At 62.2% G+C, this 3,160-nt stretch carries 5 protein-coding genes and 1 tRNA gene; 5 read left to right on the forward strand and 1 reads right to left on the reverse strand.

All coding sequences use genetic code 11. From position 1 onward, the window contains the following. Positions 1 to 306 precede the first annotated feature (306 nt). Positions 307 to 381, forward strand: a tRNA-Thr gene (locus H8A95_RS42255). A gap of 239 nt (positions 382 to 620) precedes the next feature. Next, entirely contained in the window at positions 621 to 920 is a 300-nt protein-coding gene (locus H8A95_RS42260) for a DUF5658 family protein (protein ID WP_229188343.1), read from the forward strand. A gap of 158 nt (positions 921 to 1,078) precedes the next feature. Here H8A95_RS42260 and H8A95_RS42265 read toward each other — a convergent pair whose 3' ends face one another. After that, a complete protein-coding gene (locus tag H8A95_RS42265; protein ID WP_229188344.1) occupies positions 1,079 to 1,648 on the reverse strand; it encodes a hypothetical protein in 570 nt (189 codons plus the stop codon). Positions 1,649 to 2,081: 433 nt separating this feature from the next. On the opposite strand from H8A95_RS42265, the gene H8A95_RS42270 reads away from it, so the two are divergent. The 3 genes from H8A95_RS42270 to H8A95_RS42280 all read left to right on the forward strand — a co-directional run bounded on the left by H8A95_RS42270 (position 2,082) and on the right by H8A95_RS42280 (position 2,891). Continuing rightward, a complete protein-coding gene (locus tag H8A95_RS42270; RefSeq protein WP_229188345.1) occupies positions 2,082 to 2,267 on the forward strand; it encodes a hypothetical protein in 186 nt (61 codons plus the stop codon). Between the two features lie 53 nt (positions 2,268 to 2,320). Beyond that, a complete protein-coding gene (locus tag H8A95_RS42275; RefSeq protein ID WP_229188346.1) occupies positions 2,321 to 2,500 on the forward strand; it encodes a hypothetical protein in 180 nt (59 codons plus the stop codon). 172 nt (positions 2,501 to 2,672) lie between these two features. Further along, entirely contained in the window at positions 2,673 to 2,891 is a 219-nt protein-coding gene (locus H8A95_RS42280; protein WP_229188347.1) for a hypothetical protein, read from the forward strand. Positions 2,892 to 3,160: the final 269 nt, after the last annotated feature.

Here is a 3,160-nt window from a genome sequence, read left to right on the forward strand (position 1 = left end):
GGCACCGCGGCTGCGATCGCCACCGCCCCGTTTGGCGGCCCCGACTATTATGCCCGCGCCCCGATCGGCGGCGAGGAATATGCGCGGCAGAACGGTTTCGTCTGCACGCCCGGCACCTGGTTCCGCGGCAGCGACGGCCGCCAGCATCCCTGCCAGTAGCGCAGGCGAACCGCTCACGGCGCAAAAGGCGGCCTTTGGGCCGCTTTTTTGCTGCTGGCCGATCAAGGCCGGGCGGTGGATTCGGACCGGCAGGTTCTGGCTCTGGCGGGCCAAGTCTGCTATGCGAGCCGCAAATCACGCCATTTCGCCGGCTTAGCTCAGCGGTAGAGCAGCAGTTTTGTAAACTGAAGGTCGGGGGTTCAATCCCCTCAGCCGGCACCAGCTTTTCACGACTGGGATCAATGAGATGGTCGTTGACCTTGGTGCGGGATGCCCAGCCTGTTGGCTCTGGATCAGCCTCTCGGACCGCGTCGCGGGCGAAGGCGAATTTTCCAGTGCGGTCTGGAGGGCATGGCATCGACCGCCGGTCGTGGAGGCTTGCGCTCGCTGAAAAGTTCCGCAAAATTGCGCAACAGGGAACCTGAGCAGATTCGGGCGTACACCTGATGACGGAAAAGCAATTGCGGTCGAGAACATCGCTGCTGAAGGCAATGCTGTTGGTCTGTGCCCTGCTGATGGGCTACTCGGATCTCATCACCACCAACGAAATATTGCAGCGCGGAATGGGCGAATTGAACCCGTTCATGCGGTTTACCCAGGAGTGGCTGGGTGAATGGTGGCTCGTTGCCAAGCTGGGTTTGACCTATCTCATGATGTGGCTGCTTTGGCGCGGCAAGAGCGAACGCCAGATGGCCTATGTGGTCGCCTTCATTGCGACGCCCGTCTACAACAATCTGTTCATCCTCGCGGGCTCCAACTGAGCTGACGCTGTGCTGGTTGCTGGCCGACGCCGGTCACACTGCTTGGCGCGGTGACCGGCGCCCTCTCTGTCGCACTATTGTCACATCCCATTGATGTTTCGAAACATGTTCAGCCGGCGCGACCGAGGATCGCGTTGGACAAGGCGCTGCAAACAGCCCTAAGCTTGCTCTATCGCGACAAGTGAGGCTGCCACGGCGCGGCTCTGACGATGAACTGGTCCTACTATCTCGTGGGCGGCGCTGTTGCCCTGCTCCTTCTCGCCTATCGCCTGCATGGCGGGCTGTTCAGGAAGGATTCGCTGCGGGACAAGAGACTGAATCGACTGATCGATGAACGTATCGATCGCATGGACCTGAAGCGCGAGAAAAAGCACGAACTGTCCCAGCCATAACAGTGGCCGGCCGCGCGTCATCGCGCGGATGTTCAGTCCGCCGAGATCGACCGTCGACCACAGCAGCCGCGCCAGCTCGCTGGCGAATAGGGCAGCTCGGGGCATGGCGAAGCGAGCTTCGACGATGCTGCACTGGCCGGAGCATGGTTCTTCGACGCAGATGCCGCCGCAGTCCGCTGCTGCAAATCTTTTGATGACCCTGTGAACGCCGACCGTCCCGCTGCCGATGTCGGCTTCAAACCGAAGTGCCTGGGCATCGAGTCCTCCATCCATATCGACACGGCTTGTGCCGCGCGTCGTCCCCGGAATCAACCCGAGCACGTCGTTGCGATTCAATCAAAGCGCTTCGCTTGATTGCCCACAAGTACAGAGAGAACCGTACTATTCCGGTCTTCAGCAGATGCCTCACGTCATCGATCGCGCGCACTCGCACGGCATGCTGTGCGGCTTCGAGGGCGCGATGCACCTCGATCAACGCCACGACGCGTTGCACGCCAAACGGAAAGGACGAAGTGAACACAGCAACGCGAAGTACATCGCCAGAACTGGCGCTACTGCGGGTCACGTCGCAGCGCCTATCTCCATCTCACCGGCTTGCCGAACGGCGGCAACGATCCCGCTGCGTGACCGGGGTTCCGAAACAGCGCCCGCCGTCCTACTCCTTGGCAGGAATCGTGGGAGCATCCCCGTAGCATCACCCATCCCTCGCCTTGTTTCTGTTCTTGCAGCCCGAAACGGGGTATGCAGAATATCGGATGGGACTCAGCCAATGACCTATTTGATCCTTGCCCGGGACGGCACCAGCCAAATCGTGTTGAAGCGCGACAGCGAAGACGCGGCCGAGAAGAAGGCGCGCGAGCTGAAGGAGATGGGGTGGTTCGAGGTCGAGGTCCGCGAGGACAAGGCGGGCACGATAGCCGCCACGCTGACCGATCGGTCCCAGACCCTTCAATAACGCGGCGATGAACCTTTGCCGGACGGCCCTTACACATGTGTGAGGAGCCCGCGATGTCCGACACAGCACATTACCGCTTCCAGTCCGATCAGGCGCGACGGCTGGCCCGCCAGGTCACCGACACCTCGGTGCGTGAGAAGCTGCTCGAAATGGCCGAGGAGTATGGCCGCTACGCCGACCTGATCGAGGCACGCAGCGCCGAGCCAGCCCCCGTTGCGCTGGCGGCCCACTAGGCTGAACCCGCCCCTCCGGCCGGACCGACTAAGGTCAGGAAGCTGACGCGGACAAATCTCCCAAACTTTCAGACCTGCCCTTCACGCACTGTCTCAAGCGGCGGCCAACTCCGCGCGAAAACGCCTGAGGATTTGTTCGGAACATTATGCCCCCTCACGCGATTTTCTCCGCATGAGGGTACGCGAAGCCAACCGCAATCTACTGCTTCTGGGCAGCTTCACGCTGCTGAGCGTGGCCGCTGCCGGCCTCGTTACCCTGCTCGATCCGGCACCCGCACCGGCGAACGCCGCGCCCCGGCCGGCCGCGAATCAGGCACCGGCTGGCGGTCAGGCGCCGGTCCGGATCGTCGGTACCCCGTTCGTCCCGAACACCAATCCCCGCCAGCGTTGACCTCCGCACGCCCCGGGAATGTCACAATTATGTCACCGCACCTGTGAAACAGGCGTCTTCGTCAACCATCATGATGGCGAGTGCTTGATTCCGCACGGTTGCTTTGCTGGAATCCGCGCGCTCAAGGTGCGCCATGAAGTGGATGAAAGAACGCGATCTCCTGATCGCGCAGACAATGGCTTTCGTACAGTCGGTGAAGGGCAAGCTGCCCGACCCCGAGCTGCCGACGCCTGCCCAGCGGACGGCCGCGCCGCCGGCCCCAGCCCCGC

The sequence above is a fragment of the Bradyrhizobium oropedii genome (genome assembly GCF_020889685.1).
GTDB lineage: Bacteria > Pseudomonadota > Alphaproteobacteria > Rhizobiales > Xanthobacteraceae > Bradyrhizobium > Bradyrhizobium oropedii.

Coding starts and splice junctions, on each gene's coding strand:
- H8A95_RS42270 (WP_229188345.1), top strand. CDS start 2,082: ATGACCTATTTGATCCTTGCCCGGGACGGCACCAGCCAAATCGTGTTG.
- H8A95_RS42275 (WP_229188346.1), top strand. CDS start 2,321: ATGTCCGACACAGCACATTACCGCTTCCAGTCCGATCAGGCGCGACGG.
- H8A95_RS42280 (WP_229188347.1), top strand. CDS start 2,673: ATGAGGGTACGCGAAGCCAACCGCAATCTACTGCTTCTGGGCAGCTTC.